Source organism: Streptomyces sporangiiformans, assembly GCF_005768555.2.
GTDB classification, from domain to species: domain Bacteria; phylum Actinomycetota; class Actinomycetes; order Streptomycetales; family Streptomycetaceae; genus Streptomyces; species Streptomyces sporangiiformans.
Genome location: NZ_VCHX02000085.1, coordinates 1 through 2063, shown reverse-complemented (window position 1 = coordinate 2063; position 2063 = coordinate 1). Strand labels below are relative to the sequence as shown.

At 68.4% G+C, this 2063-nt stretch carries 3 protein-coding genes and 1 pseudogene; 3 read left to right on the top strand and 1 reads right to left on the bottom strand.

The features are described from left to right. Positions 1–166: transposase (locus FGD71_RS10035; protein ID WP_140935854.1), on the bottom strand; the 166-nt coding region annotated here is incomplete at its 3' end. A gap of 47 nt (positions 167–213) precedes the next feature. Here FGD71_RS10035 and FGD71_RS48655 point away from each other — a divergent pair. From FGD71_RS48655 to FGD71_RS10020, 3 genes and pseudogenes are all read left to right on the top strand, one after another. Further along, positions 214–1339: pseudogene (locus tag FGD71_RS48655) on the top strand (replication initiator); the annotation flags it as partial. Then, entirely contained in the window at positions 1336–1548 is a 213-nt protein-coding gene (locus FGD71_RS10025) for an excisionase family DNA-binding protein (RefSeq protein WP_119100053.1), read from the top strand. The pseudogene FGD71_RS48655 and the gene FGD71_RS10025, both read left to right, overlap by 4 nt. Beyond that, positions 1548–2063: tyrosine-type recombinase/integrase (locus FGD71_RS10020; RefSeq protein WP_240436502.1), on the top strand; the 516-nt coding region annotated here is incomplete at its 3' end. The genes FGD71_RS10025 and FGD71_RS10020, both read left to right, overlap by 1 nt.

Genomic DNA, 2063 nt, shown 5'->3' with positions numbered 1-2063 from the left:
GAATGCCGGTGTACAGCACGAACAGGATGCCCGACAGCACCTTGCGGTCGTCCAGACGCTTGCGCCCCGGGTGATCCGCACGGGGCGACACGACCGGCAGCAACGGCTCGATCCGCGCCCACAGCTCATCCGGCACAATCCATGGGAGCTGCTCACCCCTTCGCATGTGCAGGCCAACACTCCATCAGGCGCCAACATTCCAAGGGTGAAGGCGCGGCCTGTGCCGAGGTCTACCGTCGCGACACGTACCGCCTGATCACTGCCGGGCTGCGGGGCGGCAAGGGCAACCCCGAGACCGTCGCCGAGCACCCCAGGGTGTTCGCCACCTTCACCGCACCTGGCTTCGGCCCCGTCCATAACCGGCCCACCGACCGGCGCGGAACCGTCCACCCCTGCCGCTGCGGCGCGGTGCACGCCGAGGATGACGATGCTCTCGGCACGCCTCTGGACCCGGCAACGTAAGACTACGAAGCCGCAGTTCTGTGGAACGCACATGCCGGGATGCTTTGGCGGCGCTTCTCCATCTACCTGCGCCGGGAGGTCGCCAAGCGGGCCGGACTCACCCAGCGGGACTTCCCGAACGTCGCTCGCGTGTCCTTCGCCAAGGTCGCCGAGTACCAGAAGCGTGGCGCGGTCCACTTTCACGCCGTGATCCGTATCGACGGCCCGGAAGGCGGCCACAGCGCGCCCCCGAACTGGGCGACGGCCGAGCTGCTGACCGACGCGATTGGCGCTGCTGCCGCCAAAGCGACAGTCACCGGGCCCGTTGTCGACGGCCGGGCGCATGCCTTCGCCTTCGGCCGTCAGCTCGACATACGCCCGATCCGTTCGGCCGACTTCAACGGCTCGTCGGAACTGACGGAACGCGCGGTCGCGGCCTGCATCGCCAAGTACGCCACCAAGGGCGCCGAGACGGCGACCGGAACCCTGGACCGGCCGATCAAGTTCCTCGACGAGCTGGCGTACGCCCGCATCACCGACCACGCCCGGCGAATGATCCGCACTGCGTGACAGCTCGGCGGTCGCAAGGATCTGGCAGAGCTGAGGCTGAGGGCCTGGGCGCACATGCTCGGCTTCCGCGGCCACTTCTCCACCAAGACCCGCCGCTACTCCACCACCCTCGGCGCGCTCCGCGATGCCCGAGCCGAATGGCGGCGCGGCTCAAGCCCTCGCCGCGCTGCCCGACGACCAGCGGCCCGCCGAGCACGACCAGGAGGCGGATACGACGTACGTCCTCGCCCACTGGGTCTTCGCAGGGACTGGCCTGACCCGTGGCGAGGAGTGGCTGTCTGCCTCACTTGCCCCCGCCCTCGGAACGGAAGGAGAGCCGACCGCATGAACGACCGCTACCTGTCCGTCGACAAGGTCGTCGAGCTGCTGGGCACGACCGCCCGCTTTCCTCGGCGGCTGATCGAGGAGCGGCGCATCCGGTACGTGAAGGTCGGTCGGCACGTCCGCATCCCCGAGAGCGCCGTACGTGAGTACATCGCCTCTCGCACTGTTGGGCCGGTCGGGCTGCGCCGTACCGGACTGCGGAGGGTCGCCTGATGGCCAACAAGAAGGGCAGGCGTCGGCGCTTTGGTGCGGTGCGGCAGTACCGGTCCGGTCGTTGGACGGCGTCGTACCTCGCGCCGGACGGTGAGCGCGTCCGTGCCGAGGAGACCTTTGAGACCAAGAAGGATGCTGAGATCTGGCTCTCTCAGGCGGAGGCGGATCTCAGTCGCGGGGACTGGCGTTCTCCCGATGCCGGTGCCGTGAACTTCCGCGTCTACGCCGAGAAGTGGGTGGAAGAGCGGGAGTTGGCAGTACGCACGGTGGACCTGTACGAGCATCTTCTGCGGCTCCACCTTCTGCCGGCCTTCGGCGCGCTCGACCTGGACGAGATCACCGCTCCTCGCGTCCGTGAATGGCGGGCCGAGCGGCTGCGGGCGACTAGCGCCAAGACGACCGTTGCCAAGGCGTACCGGCTCCTCAAGGGCGTCATGGAAACGGCCGTTGATGACGACCTGATCAGCCGCAATCCGTGCCGGATCAAGGGCGCGGGCAAGGAAGCTGCGGCCGAG